This window comes from Pseudomonas sp. FSL L8-0168 (assembly GCF_037976155.1).
Taxonomy (GTDB): domain Bacteria; phylum Pseudomonadota; class Gammaproteobacteria; order Pseudomonadales; family Pseudomonadaceae; genus Aquipseudomonas; species Aquipseudomonas paracarnis.
Genome location: NZ_CP150262.1, coordinates 1,099,285 through 1,117,655, shown reverse-complemented (window position 1 = coordinate 1,117,655; position 18,371 = coordinate 1,099,285). Strand labels below are relative to the sequence as shown.

Genomic DNA, 18,371 nt, shown 5'->3' with positions numbered 1-18,371 from the left:
AATTCATCAAGGAGCGACAGATGTCCAACGTTATGGAAGTTGATAAAGCCAAGGTCCAACAGTTCTCGGCGCGGATCATGGAGGATTACGGCAACACGCTGCGCGGTGCCATGCTCTACATCGGCGACCAACTCGGCTTGTTCAAGGCATTGGCCGACGGCCAGGCGGTGACCCTGGAAGAGTTGGCGCACAAGACTGGCTACAACGCGCGTTACTTGCGCGAATGGCTGGGCAGCATGGCCACCGGCAATTATGTGACCTACGACGCGCAAACCCGCCGCTACCAGATGCCGGCTGAATTTGTGCCGGTGCTGGCCGATGAAGACTCGCCGTATTTCGCCGGCGGCATCATTCAGCTGAGCGTGCCGTTCGTGAGCATGGCGCCCAAGGTCATCGAAGCCTTCCGCCATGGTGGTGGCTGCGCTGAAGAGGCGTTCCCGCTGGAAACCTGGAAAGGCATGGAGCGCATGACCATGCCCTGGTACAAGCATTACTTGGTCCAGCACTGGATTCCATCCTTGGATGGCGTCGAAGAGAAGCTCAAGACCGGCGGCAGTGTCCTGGATTTTGGCTGCGGTGCGGGCCTGGCGGCGATCACCATGGCCAAGGCCTATCCTGAGGCGCGCATTGTCGGCTGCGATTTCCACCTGCCTTCCATCGAGTTGGCGCGGGCCAACGCCGAGGCGGCCGGCGTGGGTGACCGGGTGCAATTCGAGGTGAACGACTCCGATGCGTTGCGCGGCCAGCAATTCGACTTCGTGACCACCTTTGTGGTGATCCACGATGCTACCGACCCCCAGCAGATGCTCAAGGATTTGCGCGCCGCCACGGCCGAAGACGGTACCTACCTGATGGTGGAGCTCAACCTGTCCGAGGAACTGCACGAGAACATGAACCTGTTCGGGCGCGTCATGTACCCGCAGAGCACCCTCTATTGCATGACCTGTTCGCTGTCCCACGGTGGGGCAGGGCTGGGGGCGTTCATGGGCGAGAAGCGTGCCCGCCAGATGGCTGAGGCAGCCGGGTTCAGCCGCTTTCGTAAAGTGCCTTCGCAGTGGCCACCGATGCCGGCGCTGTTCGAACTCAAGCCTTGATAGGAAGCATCCGCGAGTCGCTTTGCGCAGTAAGGCAATTTAATGGCCCCTTTGTAACAAAATCCTCGCCAAAATCACTTTTATTTTCAGGTGGTTAGGTGAGGATGCAAATGCGCTCTGTGGGAATGATGCTGATTGCCTGCTCCCTGGCCGGCGGCGCGACTGTCGCGCAGGCCAGGGAATTGCGCGAGGGTGACAAGTACATGTGCAGTTGGGGCGCAGGCACGGCCGCCAGGGCCCAGGAGCTAAAGTTATCCGGCGTTTCGCTATACGCGGCCCGGCAGAAGATCCAGACCCTCAAGTTCAGCAAATCGTGGATGCGCATGATGGCCATGGGCATCACCGAGCAGACCTATGACAGCCGCTCAAGGCTCAAGCCCGAGGCGATTCGTCAGAGCTTTTATCAGGATTGCCTGCGCTACAAGGTGGCGCGCAAGTAATTCGTAGCCCCGCACCAGCCGTAGGGCCTTTACAAATCCACGACAAACCCCGTGTGAGTATTTGCATACAATTGCGCACTTCTTCATGGAGGCCGGTATGCAAGTACTGATTCGAACGGCAACACCTGATGACGTCGACACGCTGTGCGCGATTCGCACCTCGGTGGTGCAAAACCACCTGAGCCTTGAACAGATGGCTGGCCTGGGGATTACCCCGCAGGTATTGAGCGACACGTTGCGCGCAGCACCTTGTGGCTGGATCGCGGAAGTGGACGGCCAGGCGGCGGGGTTTTCCATGGTCGACCTGGATGAAGGTGAAGTGTTCGCGATGTTCGTGCTGCCATCCCACGAGAAGCTTGGCCTGGGCCGTCAACTGATGGCGGTGGCCGAGGCGGCCCTGTTTGAGCGCCACGACACGGCGTACCTGGTGACTGATGGGCGTGATGAGATCCGGGCCAATGGGTTCTATCAGCGCCTGGGCTGGTCTGTCGTGGGCCCGGTCGATGGAGATGATGTGCGTTATGAAAAGAGCAGGGCGCCATAAGGCCATGAATGCCCCAGCGCCTTCATCGTCCAACAGCTTGCGCTACTTCGCGGCGGGCGTGCTGGTTGTCGCCGTGTTACTGGGGTTCTATTTTGTTCAGCTCAACGCCAAGGTCGACCGCCAACGTGAAGAAGCCGCTGAACGTTTGGCGCTGTGTCGTCACCTGGAGGCTGTGGTGGGCGCCACCGCTTCGAGTCGTGAGGCCCTTCAAGAAACGTGCAAGCAATTAAGTGAACAATTACTTAAAAGTACGGCACCGGATTAATAACCCTTTTTTATACGTGGGTTTATAACCGTTACTTGCACCAAAAAGTAGCATGACTGCCGCCTTCCACCTTAAAAAACATGTGGTTATTGAATGACTTACGACGCTTTCAATCCGACGAAAGGATTAAAATAATCTTGTTACATCTTTTTACAATCGCTACTATAGCCGGGCGTTCACCTCCCACGGTTTATGCATTTTTAAATCCCAAGTTTCCATCAGCTACTTGGGATTTTTTTTGCCCGCGATTTAATCTCGGCCTGTCGTTCATGGCCGGTTACGCCCGACAAAGTGAGGGCTGGTTAACACTGTTGCATTAAATGTCCGGTGGCCGGCAAAACCTTATCTATGCTGCTTGCATCGCCTCAATCGGGTAGAACCCAGGGACGGGGGGCTGATCATGATTTCCATCACCGAATTCAACCGCATCATGGCTTCAGGCTTCCTGCCGCTTGCGTGTGAGTGCTGCCTCAACAGCGACGGCTCACTGCGCATCAGCGTGTTCGAGCCTGCGTCCGGTCGTGTCGACTTGCTGCTGACCCGCGTATCGCCCGAGGGCCTGGACAGCATCCGTGCCATCGCCAACCTGATTGGTGAGTTGCGTGCCGAGATAAAGGCCGGGCGCCGCGGGTTCGCGGCGGTGGGTTAGCGGCTGTCCAGGGCGTCAGAGGCGCCGCAGGAAGGATTTGACGATGTGGCGGGTGGCGTCTGTGGTGTCCAGCTCGTCCAGGGCGCTGTAGGCATACCACTGGCAATCGACAATCTCATTGCACGGCCGTGCCTCGTCGATATTGACCACCGAGGCCTCAAACACATGGTGGACGGTGTCGCGGGCCTTGAGCTCTTGCAGGTACAGCAAGCCGTCCACGTTTAACCCGGTTTCTTCTTCCAGCTCGCGTTCCGCCGCGCCGACAGGGCGCTCGTGCGCTTCGACTTTCCCGCCGGGCAATGCCCATTTTGATCTGGCCTTGCGCACGAAGAGGATATGCCCCTCATGTTCGCAAATGACGGTTGCCCTAATTTTCATCGAATGTGCCCCCGCGCCGAATGAGTGTCATAAAAGTGTAATGCAATTGTCATGCTAAGTGGTTATGGCGCGCCAGGGCCGGTATGTGGATACTGCCCGATTGACGAATACGACCGAGGACATTAGATGAAGACCATACGCTGGGGCATGATCGGCTGTGGCAGTGTCACTGAATTGAAGAGTGGACCGGCTTTCTATAAAGCGCCAGGTTCGGCCTTGGTCGCCGTGATGGGGCGGCGTGCCGAGGCGGTGCGCGATTACGCGGCGCGCCATGGTATTGCCCGTTGTTATACCGATGCCCAGGCCTTGATCGACGACCCCGAGGTGGATGCGGTCTACATCGCCACGCCACCCGACAGCCATCTTGAATACGCCTTGAGGGTGGCGGCGGCGGGCAAGCATTGCTGCGTCGAAAAGCCGATGTCGCTGAATGCTGAACAGAGCGCGTTGATGCAGCGCACATTCGAGCGCGCCGGGCTGCATCTGTTTGTCTCCTACTACCGGCGTTCATTGCCACGCTTTCAGCAAGTGCGCACCTGGCTGCAGGAAGGCCGTATCGGTGAGTTGCGTCACCTGACCTGGACCTTGTGCAAACCCGCTGCCGTTACAGACACCGACGCCAGCAATTGGCGCACCGACCCGGCCATTGCCGGTGGCGGCTACTTTGCCGACCTGGCCAGCCATGGGTTCGACCTGTTCCAGTACCTGGCCGGGGACATCGTCGAGGTCTCAGGCTTTTCCGCACGACAGGCAGGACGCTACGCGGCAGAAGACGCAGTGACGGCCTGCTGGACATTTGCCAGCGGTGCATTGGGCATGGGCTGCTGGAATTTTGTGGCGGACCGCCGCGAAGACCGGGTCGAACTGATCGGCAGTCGCGGCCGTATTCAATTTTCGGTGTTCGACGACCAGCCGCTGCGTCTTGAAGGCGAGACCACCGAGGTGTTAGAGGTGCCGTGTCACACCCATATTCAATGGCACCATGTCCTGAACATGAACGCGCATATTCGTGGCGAGGCCGAGCATCCGTCGCTGGCCATCGAAGCGCTGAAGACCGATATCATCCTGGACAAGGTGTTACACCGTTATTCCCAGCATCCCTAGTCGTGGCAATAGCGTAAGGCTTCACTCTTTTAAAGGAATACCGGGATGAAATACTGGATGGTGGTGTGGCTGCTGATCGCCACCGCGACAACGGCGGCGCCACGCAGCCAAGGGCAGTCGGGCGAGTTTGATTTCTATGTGCTGTCGTTATCGTGGTCACCCACGTTTTGCCTGACGCACCCAGGCAACGAGCAATGCTCGGGTAAGGGCTACGGCTTTGTGCTGCACGGTTTGTGGCCGCAATACGCGCGGGGAGGGTGGCCGGCGTCCTGTACGCCGCAGACGCGCTTGAGCGAGGCAGAAATGGACAAGGGCGCTGCGCTGTTTCCCACCCGCGCGCTGCTCAAGCATGAGTGGGCCACGCATGGCACCTGCAGTGGGCTCGAACCGTTGGAATATCTGGAGAAGACCGATGTAGCGCTCGGTGCGGTCGCCATCCCGCAGCAGTTGCAACCGTTTAATACGCCGCCGTCATTGCCGGCCAGTGAGATCGAGGCGCTGTTTCGCGCGAGCAACCCGCGTATGGGTAACCACGGGATGGCGGTGATCTGCAAGGGAAAGGTGTTGTCGGAGGTACGGGTGTGCCTGACCAAGGACCTGGCCTTTGCCGGTTGCCCGCGCAGTGTGAAAAGCCAATGCCGTGGGGGCGGTATTCGTATTCCCGCGCAGCGTTGAGCCGTGCAATCGCCTAGAACTCGCCGGAATACTTCACCGCAGCTGCAGCGCGCGAGGGGACATTCAGGCTGCGCAACAATGACGACACATGGATACGTACGGTAAACGGCGAGATATTCAGGGCCTTGGCAATTTCCTTGTTGGTCTTGCCCTGGGCAATCAGGCGCAGCACTTCCTGCTGGCGGGTGGTGAGGGTGTGGGTGTCGAGGGGCAGCAGGCCTGAAGGGGCGAATTTGACCAGCACTTCGCCTTCGCGGATCGCCAGCAGGGCCTGGCCGATCTCGTCCGGGGCGATGTTCTTGCCGATAAAACCGTCGGCGCCCAAGGCCATGACCTGTTCGATCAGCGCGGGGTCATCGACCATCGACACCAGGACCAAGGTGGTGCGCTTCAGTTGCTGGCGCAGTTCGGCCAGTTGGCTGATGCAGGTCAGGCCGGGAAAGCGCAAATCGAGGATCAAGGTATCGACCTCGCCCGCTTCGCACAGCAACGCATTCACCGTGGCCAGGTCGCCGGCCTCCTGCACCACCGCGCCCGGCAGCAGGCGCTGCACGGTGCGCGTCATGCCTTCGCGAAACATGGGGTGGTCGTCGGCGATGATGATTCGGCCGGTCATGGCGAGCTCCTTCCTGGGGCAAGGTTGTGTCCAGGCATGCTAATTTATTTACCGCCGATGTAGGAGCGAGCTTGCTCGTGAAGCACGCACAGGCACCGCGGACTCCCAGGTCAAACGCGTTATCGTTGACGTTTTTCGCGAGCAAGCTCGCTCCTTCAGATGATAGGTCAAGGATATGACGATGAGCCCCGAGACTAACTCCGAACTCGATCAGGCTAACCTGCGCATCGTGGTGGCCAGCATCGCTATCGTTTACATCGGCGTGCTGGGCTTTTTGCCTGGGCAGTCGCTGGACACCTATCTGCCGGTGATCCTGTATATCTTGCTGTTCCTGCTGGCGTCCATCGTGCTTCGCCAAGTGATCGCACGCTGGCCCGGGCATTATCCGGCGCGGCGGATCTTTGGCATGATCCACGACTACACGGGCACTTCGTTCGGCCTGGTGGTAGGCGGTGAGGCGGCATTGCCGCTGTATGCGGTGATGGTCTGGGTGAACCTGGGCAACGGCATGCGCTACGGTTCGCGCTACCTGGCAATTGCGACGGGGCTGGCGTTGCTGGCGCTGTTGATCGTGTACCAACTCACGCCGCTGTGGCAGGCACAACCATTCATGGTGCTGATGCTGATGATCACCAGCACGGTGATCCCGGTGTATGCCCATATCCTGTTGGAGCGCACGCGCAAGGCCTCCGAGCAGGCGATCGCTGCCAACCTGGAAAAATCCCGTTTTCTCGCCCAGGCCAGCCATGACCTGCGCCAGCCGATCCACTCCATTGGCCTGTTTACCGCCTGCCTGCGCGAAGCCCGTTTGGGCGAGGACGAACAGCGCTTGGTGGACAATATCGACCGCTCGCTGCTTAACGTCTCGCAATTGTTCCGCTCGATTCTCGACCTCTACACCCTCGACAACGGGCGCCTGTTGCCCAAATACCAAGTGATCCACCTGGGCGACTTCCTTGCCGACCTCGTGCGCCAGAACGCCGAGGCTGCTCGCTGGGCGGGCGTGGAGCTGCGCCTGCGCCCCTGTGCCCACTGGGTGCTGGTTGATCCGGCCATGCTGGCGACCATGGTGCAGAACCTGCTCTCCAATTGCTTCAAGTACGGGGCGCAACGACCGGTGCTGATTGGCGTGCGCATGCGTGATGACGGCGTGGTGGTGCAGGTGCACGACCAGGGGCGGGGGATTGCCAGGGAGCATCTGTCAAAGGTCTTCGAAGAGTTTTATCGCGTGCGCCAACTGCGTGACAAGGACGTCGAAGGTGTGGGCCTTGGGCTGTCCATCGTCAAGCGCCTGGGGCAATTGATGGGGTTGCAGGTGAGCCTGCGTTCGCGGGTCGGCCATGGCACCTCAGTAAGCCTGCATGGCCTAGCCTTGGCCACCGCGCCGCGTCAACCGGCCTTGCGCGACGATGCACGCCAAGCCGGGCTGCTCACCGGCCTTAAGGTGTGCCTGGTGGAAGATGACTACAACGTGCTGCTCGCCACCCAGGCCCTGCTGGAGCGCTGGGGGTGCCAAGTGCAGGCCGAGTCCACGGGGCAGGGTTTGGTCAGTGACTGCGACATCATCGTTGCCGACTATGACCTGGGCAACCACGCCACCGGCATCGAATGCATCGACCAGTTACGCCAGCAACGCGGCTGGGCGGTGCCAGCGCTGATCCTTACCGGGCACGACGTGGAGAAAATCCAGGCCGCGTTGCACGATCGTCAGATCGCTATTTTGTCCAAACCGGTACGCCCTGCGGAACTGCGCGGCACTCTGCGAGCGCTCAGCCAGGAAAATATTACTGCATGAACGGCGTCAACCCATTGCCTTTGGCGCCCTTGGGCATGCAGTAGGCCGCGGGCTTCATCAGGCCGAAGCTGGCAATCGCGAACGCGCCGCCGCTGGCACCACTGGGTACGGAGCAGTTGTACTCGCCGGAGGCTGTGTTAGCGACGTAGTAGGTGGTCATGGAGTCGCTGCGCACATTGGAGATACGTTTTACCGGCTCGCCCAGATTGGTTTCCGACAGCTTCTTGAGATGATCTTCGGTGGGCTTGATATTGCTGCAACCGGCGACGCCGATGATCAAGGCGCCCAGCAGGGCAAAGCGAGTGACAGGGGAGTAGAGTTTCATGGTGCTTCTTCCTTGGGGTTGTTTTGGTTTTTCCAACGCGCAACGAACCCGCGCGCACGGAATGCGCGGTGTGGGTGAGAACGTTGGAAGTGCCGCGGAATATAGCGCTGCCGTGAGGTAGGGTCGATTAGCACAAATGGGCTAATGGCAGTTTGAGGTCACGGAAGGAGCTTGCGATGCTGAAGATAAAACGTGCCACGCCGGACGACGCCGAGCGTGCGTTTGAGATTCGTCACGAGGCCATTCGCGGCCAATGCATTGGCGCCTATAGCGCTGAACAAATGGCGCTCTGGACCCGAGGTCGCGCCAGTGATGGCTACGGCGCGCTGATGGAAAAACAGTTCTACATGGGATGGTTCAATGGCAAACCAGTCGTCACTGGCATGCTGGATCTTGCCAGCCATGAAATCGGAGCCTTGTTTGTATTGCCCCTATTCAGCGGGCGAGGGTTTGGCAAAGTGATGCTTGCTCACTTGGAGCGTATGGCGCAGCAGCGGGCGATTGAACAGGTTGTGCTGGATGCGACACTGAACGCGGTGAGTTTTTATAGAGCGTGCGGGTATGTGGGCGATGAGCAGGCGGTGTACCGCTCGCCGTCCGGGTTGGTGCTGGCGTGTGTACCGATGGTGAAGCGGTTGCGGGTTATGAGTCCCGTTTGAATGCAGCGCGCAATTGCTCGATCACAGGCTCTATCCCTGGCCCTTGAATCGGCGGCGGGGTGAGGCTCTCGCCAAACTCGCGCCATACGAACAGGGTCAGTTCAGCGCCATCGGTCATGGGTTCGAGGGGGGGCGTCCCGAAAGCGTTCAGCGAGCGATAGCGTTCGTCCCGCCAGAACGCTTGCTCTACCCAGTCATAGACGGGGATGCAATGAAAATGCAGCGGTAAGCCCGGCACATGGCCGTAACGGCTGATATACAGCCATTTTGGCTGGAGCTGGGTTTGCATCACCCGCTGGATATTGGCGAGCAGGCCGCCCAGTTCGGCCAGAGCGGCTTCAGGCATGTCGGGGAGGGCGTCAATCGGCGCCCTGGCGCCCAGTATCAGGTAACCGGGCAGCTTTGAGGTCAGGTGGTGGTTGAGCTGCCAGTGCTCGGTCTGGTGAAGGATAAAGGCTGGGTTGATTTGCATGCGCACGGGTCCCTGTGGGTTGGAGTGGCAGGATACCAAGGGTGAGGCGGTGTCATCCCCTCCAAGTGGCCACGCGCTGTACCTGTGGCGAGGGCGCTTGCTCCCGCGACGCTCCACGGTCCAAATGTGGGAGCTGGCTTGCCTGCGAAAGCGGTGGTTCAGTTAAAGATGCAGTGGCTGACACGCCGCCTTCGCGGGCAAGCCCGCTCCCACTGGGGACCGGTGCCAGGCGTAGATCCTTTGGGCGATGCATGACCAATGTGGAAGCCAGCTCCCATAGTTTGATCGTGGGGGCATCCATCAGATCAGCGTTCGTTTCTGAAGCGCCCAGGGGCATTTTGTTCAATACGCTCATCGCCCGGCGCGTTACCGTGATCTCAGCATCGTTGGCATCACACAAGGAACTGTAATGAGCTTGATCCTCTCCATGGCCGCTTTTGCCCTGGCCACGTCCATCACGCCCGGCCCCGTCAATGTGGTTGCTTTAAGTGCCGGCGCGCGTTTCGGTTTTGTCGCCAGCCAGAAACATGTGTTGGGCGCCGCCGTAGGTTTCACCTTGTTATTGATACTGATCGGCCTGGGGCTGCATGAAGTGCTGGTGCGCTGGCCGATACTGATCCAATTGATCCGCTGGGGCGGAGTCGCGTTCCTGTTGTACATGGCGTGGAAACTCGCCGTGGACGATGGTCGGCTGGACGCTGACGGTGCCGACACCGCGCCGTCGATGCTGTATGGCGCGATCATGCAGTGGCTCAACCCGAAAGCCTGGCTGGCGTGTGTGGCAGGCATGGGGTTGTTTGTGGCTGATGGCGATGCGGCGCAGGTGTGGTTGTTTGCCGCGCTTTACCTGGTGATCTGCTACCTGTCGGTGGCGTGCTGGGTGTATGCGGGGACGTTTTTACGCCGCTACTTGAACAACCCCAAAGGTGTACGGCTGTTCAACCGCTCAATGGCCGCGTTGCTGGTGGCCAGTGTGGGTTATTTGCTGATGGCTTGAGGTTCTCGCGGTATTGCCCCGGCGTGGCCGCGAAGTGTTGTTTGAAGGTGCGCTGGAAGTGCGCCTGGTCGGCAAAGCCCGCGGCCAGGGCGACGTCGGCAATCAGTGCGCCATTGCGCAGTTGGCTGCGGGCAAACTGGATGCGTCGGTTGACCATGAAGGCGTGGGGCGTCAAGCCGTAATACTGCTTGAACGCGCGGATCAGGTAAGACGGCGACAGGTCGGCCGCCTGGCAGATGTCTTCGAGTTTCAAGGCCAGAGTGCAGTAAGCGCGGATGTAGTCGGCGGCGCGTTCGAGTTTGTGGTTGACCTCGCGTACCGGTGCCAACGAAGGGTTCAGACGCTGTTGCACCTCGGTGAAGTAACTCACCAGCGTGCTCTGTTTTTGCAGCAGTTCGGCCTGTTCATCCACTAGCGTGCGGTACAGGTCGAGCAAGCCGTGGTACAGCGTGGCGTCGCGGGTATGGGGCGTGTCGAATGGCCGGTAGCCCTGGTCGGTACTGAACCCCAGCTGGTATTGCAGGTCGGTCAGCCAGGGCGTGTCCAGGTACAGCATGTGGTAGGACCAGGGCTGGTCATGGATGGGGTTGCACGCATGCACATCGCCTGGGTTCATCAGCACCACGGTGCCGGCGCTGATTTCGAAGGTGCGCGCGCCATAGTGGTAATAGCTGCAGCCGGTGGTGATCGCACCGATGGAAAAATGCTCATGGGCGTGCCGGGTGTAGGTGACCTTGCGCCCGTCGGCGATGGTGCGCGCTTCGATGAACGGCAGGCGTTCGTCGCGCCAGAAGCGCGGCGTGTCTGCGGGACGGGCGATTGGGCTGAGCGACATGGCGTTATTTCTCCTGCATTTGCACCCGCGTGCCGTCAGGCCGGCACCAAAAAAGCCGCCTTGAGCAACTGCCGGGTATAGGCATGTTGCGGGTCAGCAAAAATAGCCTGGGCATCGCCTTGCTCCACCACCTGGCCTTGCTTGACCACCATCAACTGGTGACTCAGCGCCTTCACCACTGCCAGGTCATGGCTGATAAACAGGTAGGTCAGGTTGTACTTGGCCTGCAAACCGCGCAGCAACTCTACCACCTGGCGCTGTACCGTGCGGTCCAGGGCCGAGGTGGGTTCGTCCAGCAGGATCAGGCGCGGCTTGAGCACCAGCGCTCGGGCGATAGCGATGCGTTGGCGCTGGCCGCCGGAAAATTCATGGGGGTAGCGATGCCGGGATTCGGGGTCCAGGCCCACTTCCTTGAGCGCCGCGATAATCGCCGCTTCCTGTTCGGCGGGCGTGCCCATCTTGTGGATACGCAGGCCTTCGCCAACGATCTCGCTGACGCACATGCGCGGGCTCAGGCTGCCGAACGGGTCCTGGAACACCACCTGCATTTCCCGGCGCAACGGGCGCACCTGCTGTTGGCTGAGGCGGTCCAGTTGCTGGCCTTCGAAGCGAATCCCGCCCTGGCTGCCGATCAGGCGCAAAATTGCCAGGCCCAAGGTGGACTTGCCCGAGCCACTTTCGCCAACGATGCCCAGGGTTTGGCCCTGGGGCAGGCTGAAGTTGATGCCGTCCACAGCCTTGACGTAATCGACGGTATTGCGCAAAAAGCCTTTCTTGATCGGAAACCAGACTTTCAGGTCGTCCACTTCCAGCAGCGGAGGGCCGACATCATTGTTGGCTGGCCCACCACTGGGCTCCGCCGCGAGCAATTCCTGGGTGTAGGGATGCTGGGGCGACTGGAACAGTGTCTCGCAATCGGCCTGTTCAACGATGCAACCTTGCTGCATCACACACACACGATGGGCGATGCGCCGTACCAGATTGAGGTCGTGGCTGATCAGCAGCAGCGCCATGCCCAGCCGCGCCTGCAGCTCCTTGAGCAATTCCAGGATCTTCAACTGCACGGTGACATCCAGCGCCGTGGTCGGCTCGTCGGCAATCAACAACTCCGGCTCGTTGGCCAGAGCCATGGCGATCATCACCCGCTGGCGCTGGCCGCCGGACAGCTCATGGGGCAGGGCCTTGAGGCGTTTGTGCGGTTCGGGGATACCCACCAGCTCCAGCAATTCCAACGTGCGCTGGGTGGCGACCGTGCCGGTCAGGCCCTTGTGCAGGCCGAGCACCTCGTTGATCTGTTTTTCGATGGAGTGCAGCGGGTTCAACGAGGTCATCGGCTCCTGGAAGATCATCGCAATCCGATTGCCGCGTATATGCCGCAGGGTCTTCTCTTTAAGCGTCAGCAGGTCTTGCCCTGAATACTCGATAGTGCCCGACGGATGTCTGGCCAACGGGTAGGGCAGCAGGCGCAGGATCGAATGGGCGGTGACCGATTTGCCCGAACCGCTTTCACCCACCAGCGCCAGGGTTTCGCCGCGCTTAATGTCGAAGCTGACGTGGTTGACCACCCGGTGGTGGTGCTCGCCGGTGACGAATTCGACACTGAGGTCGCGGATTTCGATCAGATTGTCCGGATTCATCTCATTTCCTCGGGTCGAACGCATCGCGAGCGGACTCGCCGATAAACACCAGCAGGCTCAACATGATCGCCAGCACCGCAAAGGCACTCATGCCCAGCCACGGCGCTTGCAGGTTGGACTTGCCCTGGGCCACCAGCTCACCCAGCGACGGCGAACCTGCCGGCAGCCCGAAGCCGAGAAAGTCCAGGGCGGTGAGGGTGCCAATGGCGCCGGTGAGGATGAAGGGCAGGAAGGTCATGGTCGAGACCATCGCATTGGGCAGGATGTGACGAAACATGATCGCGCCGTTCTGCATGCCCAGCGCCCGCGCCGCGCGCACGTACTCCAGGTTGCGCCCGCGCAGGAACTCGGCGCGCACCACATCCACCAGGCTCATCCAGGAAAACAGCAGCATGATCCCCAGCAGCCACCAGAAGTTGGGTTGCACGAAGCTGGCCAGGATGATCAGCAGGTAGAGCACCGGCAAGCCGGACCAGATCTCCAGGAAACGTTGCCCGGCCAGGTCGACCCAGCCGCCATAAAAGCCCTGCAAGGCGCCGGCAATCACGCCGATGATCGAGCTGAGTATGGTCAGGGTCAGGGCGAAGAGCACCGATACACGAAAGCCGTAGATCACCCGCGCGAGCACATCGCGCCCCTGGTCATCGGTGCCCAGCAGGTTGACCGAGGACGGCGGCGCCGGGGCCGGGACTTTCAGGTCGTAATTGATGCTCTGGTAGCTGAACGGAATCGGCGCCCACAAGGTCCAGGCGTCCTTGGCCTTGAGCAGTTCCTGGATATACGGGCTCTTGTAGTTGGCTTCCAGCGGGAATTCACCGCCGAAGGTAGTCTCCGGGTAGCGCTTGAGCGCCGGGAAGTACCAGCCGCCGTCGAAGTGCACCGCCAGGGGCTTGTCGTTGGCGATCAACTCGGCGCCCAGGCTCAGCACGAACAGCACCAGAAACAGCCACAGCGACCACCAGCCACGCTTGTTGGCCTTGAACCGCTCGAACCGGCGGCGATTGAGGGGGGACAGGTTCATCTCAATGCTCCCGGCTGGCAAAGTCGATTCGCGGATCGACCAGGGTGTAGGTGAGGTCGCCGATCAGTTTCACGATCAGCCCCAGCAGGGTGAAGATAAACAGCGTGCCGAACACCACTGGGTAGTCACGGTTGATCGCCGCTTCAAAGCTCATCAGGCCCAGGCCGTCGAGGGAGAAGATCACCTCCACCAACAACGAGCCGGTAAAGAAGATGCCAATGAAGGCCGAAGGGAAACCGGCGATCACCAGCAGCATGGCGTTGCGGAACACGTGGCCATACAGCACGCGGCGGTTGGTCAGGCCCTTGGCCTTGGCGGTGACCACGTACTGCTTGTTGATCTCGTCGAGAAAGCTGTTCTTGGTCAGCAGGGTCATGGTCGCGAAGTTGCCGATCACCAGGGCGGTGACGGGCAGCGCCAGGTGCCAGAAGTAATCGAGGATCTTGGCGCCCCAGCTCAACTCCTCGAAGTTGTTGGAGGTGAGCCCGCGCAAGGGGAACCAGTCGAAATAACTGCCACCGGCAAACACCACGATCAGCAGAATCGCAAACAGGAATGCCGGTATCGCGTAGCCGACGATGATCGCCGAGCTGGTCCACACATCGAAATGGCTGCCGTGGCGCGTGGCCTTGGCGATCCCCAGGGGGATGGACACCAGGTACATGATCAGGGTGCTCCACAACCCGAGGGAAATGGACACCGGCATCTTCTCCTTGATCAGGTCGATGACCTTGGCGTCCCGGAAAAAGCTGTCACCGAAGTCCAGCTGGGCATAGTTCTTGACCATGATCCACAAGCGTTCCGGCGCCGACTTGTCGAAGCCGTACATCTTTTCGATTTCCTTGATCAGCGCCGGGTCCAGGCCCTGGGCGCCACGGTAGGTGGAACCGGCCACCGCAACTTCGGCGCCGCCGCCAGCAATGCGGCTGGTGGCGCCGTCGAAGCCTTCGAGTTTGGCGATCATTTGCTCCACCGGGCCGCCGGGAGCGGCCTGGATGATGACAAAGTTGATCAGCAAGATCCCGAACAGCGTGGGGATGATCAGCAACAGGCGGCGAACAATATAGGCCAGCATTCAATCGCCTCCGCTCGCCGCATCGGCGTTCTGCGTGGTGTCGAGGGATACCGCCGGTTTGACGTCGGGTTTAGCCCACCAGGTGGCGGTGCCGACGTCGTAGCGTGGCGAGACCTTGGGGTGGCCCAGGTGGTCCCAGTACGCCACGCGGAAGGTCTTGATGTGCCAGTTGGGAATCACGTAGTAGCCGAACTGCAGCACGCGATCCAGCGCCCTGGCGTGGGCGATCAGGCTTTGCCGCGAACCGGCGTCGATCAACTCTTCCACCAACTGGTCGACGGCGGGGTCCTTGAGGCCCATGTAGTTGCGGCTGCCGGGCTTGTCGGCGCTGGAGGATTTCCAGAACTCGCGCTGCTCGTTACCCGGCGAGGTGGATTGCGGGAAGCTGCCCACCAGCATGTCGAAGTCGCGGGAGCGCAGGCGGTTGACGAACTGCGAGACGTCCACCCGACGAATCACCAGGTCGATGCCCAGGTCCGCCAGGTTGCGCTTGAACGGCAGCAGGATGCGCTCGAACTCGGTCTGGGCCAGCAGGAACTCGATGGTCACCGGTTTGCCGGTATTGTCGACCATTTTGTCGTCAACGATCTTCCAGCCCGCTTCTTGCAGCAGTTGGTAGGCCTCGCGCTGTTGGGTGCGAATCATGCCGCTGCCGTCGGTGTGGGACGGTTCGAATGCCTGGGTGAAGACTTCGCCAGGGATCTTGTCGCGCAGCGGCTCGAGAATCGCCAGCTCGTCCGGACCGGGTAGGCCGGTGGCGGCCATTTCCGAGTTTTCGAAATAGCTGCGGGTACGGGTGTAGGCACCGTTGAACAGCTGTTTGTTGCTCCATTCGAAATCCAGCAACAGGCTGATGGCCTTGCGCACCCGCACGTCCTGGAACATCGGCTTGCGCATGTTGAACACGAAGCCCTGCATGCCGGTGGGGTTGCCGTTGGGGATTTCTTCCTTGATCAAACGGCCTTCTTTCACCGCTGGAATATTGTAGGCATTGGCCCAGTTCTTGGCGCTGAACTCCAACCAGTAGTCGAACTGCCCGGCCTTCAAGGCTTCCAGGGAGACGGTGCTGTCGCGGTAGTAATCGGTGATGCGGGTATCGAAGTTGTAGAAGCCCTTATTGACCGGCAGGTCCTTGGCCCAATAATCCTTGACCCGCTCGTAGCGAATCATACGGCCTGGCTTGACCTCCGCCACTTGGTAAGGCCCGCTGCCCAAGGGGACTTCTAGATTGCCCTTGGAAAAATCCCGGGTCGCCCACCAGTGTTTAGGCAGCACTGGCAACTGCCCCAGGATCAGCGGCAATTCGCGGTTGTTGGTGCGCTTGAACTTGAACAGCACGCGCAACGGGTCTTCAGCCACGACTTCATCGACGTCGGCGTAGTAGTTGCGGTACAGCGGGTTGCCTTCCTTGATCAGGGTCTGGAAGGTGAACACCACGTCTTCAGCGCGGATCGGGTGGCCATCATGGAAGCGCGCTTCGGGGCGCAGGTAGAAGCGCACCCAGCTGTTGTCCGGGGCTTTTTCGATTTTGCCAGCCACCAGGCCGTATTCGGTGATGGGTTCGTCCAGGCTTTGCATGGCCAAGGTGTCGTAGATCAGCGGCAGGTTGTCTGCCGGCACGCCCTTGCTGATATAGGGGTTGAGGCTGTCGAAGCCGCCCATGGCCGATTCGCGGAAGGTCCCGCCCTTGGGGGCGTCGGGGTTTACGTAGTCAAAATGCTTGAAGTCGGCGGGGTACTTGGGGGGCTCGTTGTAGAGGGTCAGCGCATGTTGCGGCGCGGCGTGCGCCGCGGTGCACAGCAACAGGCTGGCGAGCAGGGTAGTACGCAAGGACATCATTGGGCTTTCTCCGAAGCTTTCAGCCACCACGCGCTCAGGCCCAGGCTGTAGGGCGGCGTGGTGACGAAGGCGAACCGGTTGCGGTACGCCAGGCGATGATAGTTGAGGTACCAGTTGGGAATGCTGTAGTGCTGCCACAGCAGCACCCGGTCCAGGGCGCGGCCGGCAGCCAGTTGTTCGTCGCGGGTCTGCGCCGCCAGCAGTTGGTCCAGCAGGTGGTCGACCACCGGGTTGGCGATACCGGCGTAATTCTTGCTGCCCTTGATTGCGGCCTGGCTGGAGTGGAAGTACTGCCACTGCTCAAGACCGGGGCTCAAGGTCTGGTTGAGAGTCATCAGAATCATGTCGAAATCGAATTGATCGAGGCGCTGTTTGTACTGTGCGCGGTCAACGGTGCGCAAGCGGGCGTCGATGCCGATGCGGGTCAGATTTTCGACATAAGGTTGCAGGATGCGCTCAAGGTTCGGGTTGACCAACAGGATTTCCAGGCGCAGCGGTTGCCCGCCCTTGTCCAGCAGGCGCTGCCCCGACAGTTTCCAGCCGGCCTCGCTGAGCAGGGCCAGGGCCTGGCGCAGGGTTTCGCGGGGAATGCCACGGCCATCGGTGTGCGGCAGGCTGAACGGTTGGGTAAACAGCGCGGCCGGCAGTTGGTCGCGGTAGGGCGAGAGCATCAACCACTCATGGCCCACGGGCAGACCGGTGGCCGAGAATTCACTGTTGGGGTAATAGCTCACCGAACGCTTGTAGGCGCTGCTGAACAGCGTGCGGTTGGTCCATTCAAAATCGAACATCAACCCCAGGGCTTCACGCACCTTGGCCTGGCTGAACGCCGGTCGCCGGGTATTCATGAACAGGCCCTGGCTCTGGGTGGGGATCTGATGGGCGATCTGCGCCTTGATCACATCGCCGCGGTTGACCGCCGGGAAGTTGTAACCGGTGGCCCAGTTCTTGGCCTGATGCTCGATATAAATATCGAATTCACCGGCCTTGAAGGCTTCAAAGGCCACATCGCTGTCGCGATAGAATTCCACTTCAACCTTGTCGTAGTTATAGAAACCCTGGTTGACCGGCAGGTCTTTGCCCCAGTAATCCTTGACCCGTTCAAACACCAGTTGCCGCCCAGGCGCAACCTTGGTGATGCGATAAGGCCCACTGCCCAGGGGCGGCTCGAAGGTGGTGGCCTTGAAATCACGGTTTTTCCAATAGTGCTGGGGCAGCACCGGCAACTCGCCCAGGCGCAGGATCAGCAAGGGGTTGCCGGCGCGCTTGAACACAAAGCGGATACGGTGAGGGTTGAGGATATCGACCCGTGCCACTTCTTGCAGATTGGTGCGGTACTGCGGGTGGCCTTCGGTCAGTAGGGTGCGATAGGAGAACGCCACGTCATCGGCGGTGATCGGCTTGCCGTCGTGAAAGCGTGCTTCGGGGCGCAGGTTGAACACCACCCAACTGCGGTCCTCGCTGTATTCCACCGACTGGGCAATCAGGCCATAACTGGAGGTGGGTTCATCGCCCGACGGCGCGTATTGCCCGGTGCCCACCATCAAGGGTTCATTGAGCTCGTTGACGCCGTACTGCAGGAAGTTGGCGGTGGAAACCGGGCTTGAACCCTTGAAGGTGTAGGGGTTGAGCGTATCGAAGGTGCCAAATGCCATCACCCGCAGCGTCCCGCCTTTGGGCGCTGCAGGGTTTACCCAATCGTAATGGGTGAATTTGGCCGGGTACTTGAGTGTGCCGAACTGCGCATAACCGTGGCTCTCGGTGATCGTCGCGTTCGCCGCAAAGCTCAAGGCCAGGCTTATTAGTAGAAGGAGGGGACGCTTCAAGTCAGAGATCCGATCCAGGCGGCTTGGGCTTTATGATCGGTACAGTAACAGCTTGTTCCGGTTGGAAAAAGGCTGTCGGGAAGGCCATGTTGCGCACTGCGAGCTATTGGACGGTGTGAAGGTCA

The 18,371-nt window shown here is 60.3% G+C and carries 20 protein-coding genes; 10 read left to right on the top strand and 10 right to left on the bottom strand.

Going from position 1 to position 18,371, the window contains the following annotated elements:
- The first annotated feature begins 20 nt into the window (after positions 1 to 20).
- The 5 genes from MHH62_RS04625 to MHH62_RS04605 all read left to right on the top strand — a co-directional run bounded on the left by MHH62_RS04625 (position 21) and on the right by MHH62_RS04605 (position 2,992).
- Complete coding sequence (locus MHH62_RS04625; RefSeq protein WP_014718237.1) at positions 21 to 1,094, top strand: class I SAM-dependent methyltransferase; 1,074 nt, start codon at positions 21 to 23, stop codon at positions 1,092 to 1,094.
- Positions 1,095 to 1,204: 110 nt separating this feature from the next.
- Entirely contained in the window at positions 1,205 to 1,534 is a 330-nt protein-coding gene (locus tag MHH62_RS04620; protein WP_003191756.1) for a hypothetical protein, read from the top strand.
- A gap of 97 nt (positions 1,535 to 1,631) precedes the next feature.
- Entirely contained in the window at positions 1,632 to 2,078 is a 447-nt protein-coding gene (locus MHH62_RS04615; protein WP_014718240.1) for a GNAT family N-acetyltransferase, read from the top strand.
- Between the two features lie 4 nt (positions 2,079 to 2,082).
- Complete coding sequence (locus tag MHH62_RS04610; RefSeq protein WP_019820299.1) at positions 2,083 to 2,343, top strand: hypothetical protein; 261 nt, start codon at positions 2,083 to 2,085, stop codon at positions 2,341 to 2,343.
- A 400-nt stretch (positions 2,344 to 2,743) separates the two neighbouring features.
- The gene (locus tag MHH62_RS04605) at positions 2,744 to 2,992 is read left to right on the top strand and encodes a DUF1652 domain-containing protein (RefSeq protein ID WP_014718242.1); all 249 of its coding nucleotides are present in this window, start codon (positions 2,744 to 2,746) and stop codon (positions 2,990 to 2,992) included.
- A 15-nt stretch (positions 2,993 to 3,007) separates the two neighbouring features.
- On the opposite strand, the gene MHH62_RS04600 is transcribed toward MHH62_RS04605, so the two are convergent.
- On the bottom strand, positions 3,008 to 3,370 hold the full coding sequence (locus MHH62_RS04600; protein WP_014718243.1) for an NUDIX domain-containing protein: 363 nt from the start codon (positions 3,368 to 3,370) through the stop codon (positions 3,008 to 3,010).
- A 126-nt stretch (positions 3,371 to 3,496) separates the two neighbouring features.
- Between MHH62_RS04600 and MHH62_RS04595 the strand changes: the two genes are divergently transcribed.
- Entirely contained in the window at positions 3,497 to 4,474 is a 978-nt protein-coding gene (locus MHH62_RS04595; RefSeq protein ID WP_014718244.1) for a Gfo/Idh/MocA family oxidoreductase, read from the top strand.
- 45 nt (positions 4,475 to 4,519) lie between these two features.
- The gene (locus tag MHH62_RS04590; protein ID WP_020301571.1) at positions 4,520 to 5,149 is read left to right on the top strand and encodes a ribonuclease T2; all 630 of its coding nucleotides are present in this window, start codon (positions 4,520 to 4,522) and stop codon (positions 5,147 to 5,149) included.
- Between the two features lie 13 nt (positions 5,150 to 5,162).
- On the opposite strand, the gene MHH62_RS04585 is transcribed toward MHH62_RS04590, so the two are convergent.
- Positions 5,163 to 5,765 (bottom strand): response regulator transcription factor, encoded by a 603-nt coding sequence (locus MHH62_RS04585; RefSeq protein WP_014718246.1) that lies wholly within the window; start codon positions 5,763 to 5,765, stop codon positions 5,163 to 5,165.
- A gap of 181 nt (positions 5,766 to 5,946) precedes the next feature.
- Here MHH62_RS04585 and MHH62_RS04580 point away from each other — a divergent pair, with 181 nt between their 5' ends.
- Positions 5,947 to 7,560 carry a hybrid sensor histidine kinase/response regulator gene (locus tag MHH62_RS04580; RefSeq protein ID WP_019820293.1) on the top strand — a complete coding sequence of 538 codons (1,614 nt, stop codon included), beginning with the start codon at positions 5,947 to 5,949 and terminating at the stop codon, positions 7,558 to 7,560.
- On the opposite strand, the gene MHH62_RS04575 is transcribed toward MHH62_RS04580, so the two are convergent.
- Positions 7,550 to 7,885 (bottom strand): hypothetical protein, encoded by a 336-nt coding sequence (locus tag MHH62_RS04575; RefSeq protein WP_014718248.1) that lies wholly within the window; start codon positions 7,883 to 7,885, stop codon positions 7,550 to 7,552. The two genes, MHH62_RS04580 and MHH62_RS04575, sit on opposite strands and share 11 nt — an antisense overlap.
- A 176-nt stretch (positions 7,886 to 8,061) precedes the next feature.
- Here MHH62_RS04575 and MHH62_RS04570 point away from each other — a divergent pair, with 176 nt between their 5' ends.
- Positions 8,062 to 8,544, top strand: a complete 483-nt coding sequence (locus MHH62_RS04570) for a GNAT family N-acetyltransferase (protein WP_032903838.1) — start codon at positions 8,062 to 8,064, stop codon at positions 8,542 to 8,544.
- Here MHH62_RS04570 and MHH62_RS04565 read toward each other — a convergent pair.
- Positions 8,528 to 9,016, bottom strand: a complete 489-nt coding sequence (locus tag MHH62_RS04565) for an HIT family protein (RefSeq protein ID WP_339232573.1) — start codon at positions 9,014 to 9,016, stop codon at positions 8,528 to 8,530. The genes MHH62_RS04570 and MHH62_RS04565 overlap by 17 nt on opposite strands.
- Before the next feature lie 409 nt (positions 9,017 to 9,425).
- On the opposite strand from MHH62_RS04565, the gene MHH62_RS04560 reads away from it, so the two are divergent.
- Positions 9,426 to 10,013, top strand: coding sequence for a LysE family translocator (locus tag MHH62_RS04560; RefSeq protein ID WP_069868411.1), 588 nt, complete (start codon positions 9,426 to 9,428; stop codon positions 10,011 to 10,013).
- Here MHH62_RS04560 and MHH62_RS04555 read toward each other — a convergent pair.
- The 6 genes from MHH62_RS04555 to MHH62_RS04530 are packed head-to-tail and all read right to left on the bottom strand — an operon-like array spanning position 9,955 to position 18,246.
- Positions 9,955 to 10,848 (bottom strand): AraC family transcriptional regulator, encoded by an 894-nt coding sequence (locus MHH62_RS04555; protein ID WP_288855969.1) that lies wholly within the window; start codon positions 10,846 to 10,848, stop codon positions 9,955 to 9,957. The genes MHH62_RS04560 and MHH62_RS04555 overlap by 59 nt on opposite strands.
- A 35-nt stretch (positions 10,849 to 10,883) precedes the next feature.
- Positions 10,884 to 12,485, bottom strand: a complete 1,602-nt coding sequence (locus MHH62_RS04550; protein WP_020301569.1) for an ABC transporter ATP-binding protein — start codon at positions 12,483 to 12,485, stop codon at positions 10,884 to 10,886.
- 1 nt (position 12,486) lies between these two features.
- The gene (locus MHH62_RS04545; protein WP_003190688.1) at positions 12,487 to 13,506 is read right to left on the bottom strand and encodes an ABC transporter permease; all 1,020 of its coding nucleotides are present in this window, start codon (positions 13,504 to 13,506) and stop codon (positions 12,487 to 12,489) included.
- Position 13,507: 1 nt separating this feature from the next.
- Positions 13,508 to 14,581, bottom strand: a complete 1,074-nt coding sequence (locus MHH62_RS04540; protein WP_060767548.1) for a microcin C ABC transporter permease YejB — start codon at positions 14,579 to 14,581, stop codon at positions 13,508 to 13,510.
- Positions 14,582 to 16,420 (bottom strand): extracellular solute-binding protein, encoded by a 1,839-nt coding sequence (locus tag MHH62_RS04535; protein ID WP_014718254.1) that lies wholly within the window; start codon positions 16,418 to 16,420, stop codon positions 14,582 to 14,584.
- A complete protein-coding gene (locus tag MHH62_RS04530; RefSeq protein WP_014718255.1) occupies positions 16,417 to 18,246 on the bottom strand; it encodes an extracellular solute-binding protein in 1,830 nt (609 codons plus the stop codon). Before MHH62_RS04530 ends, MHH62_RS04535 begins: the two co-directional genes overlap by 4 nt.
- Positions 18,247 to 18,371: the final 125 nt, after the last annotated feature.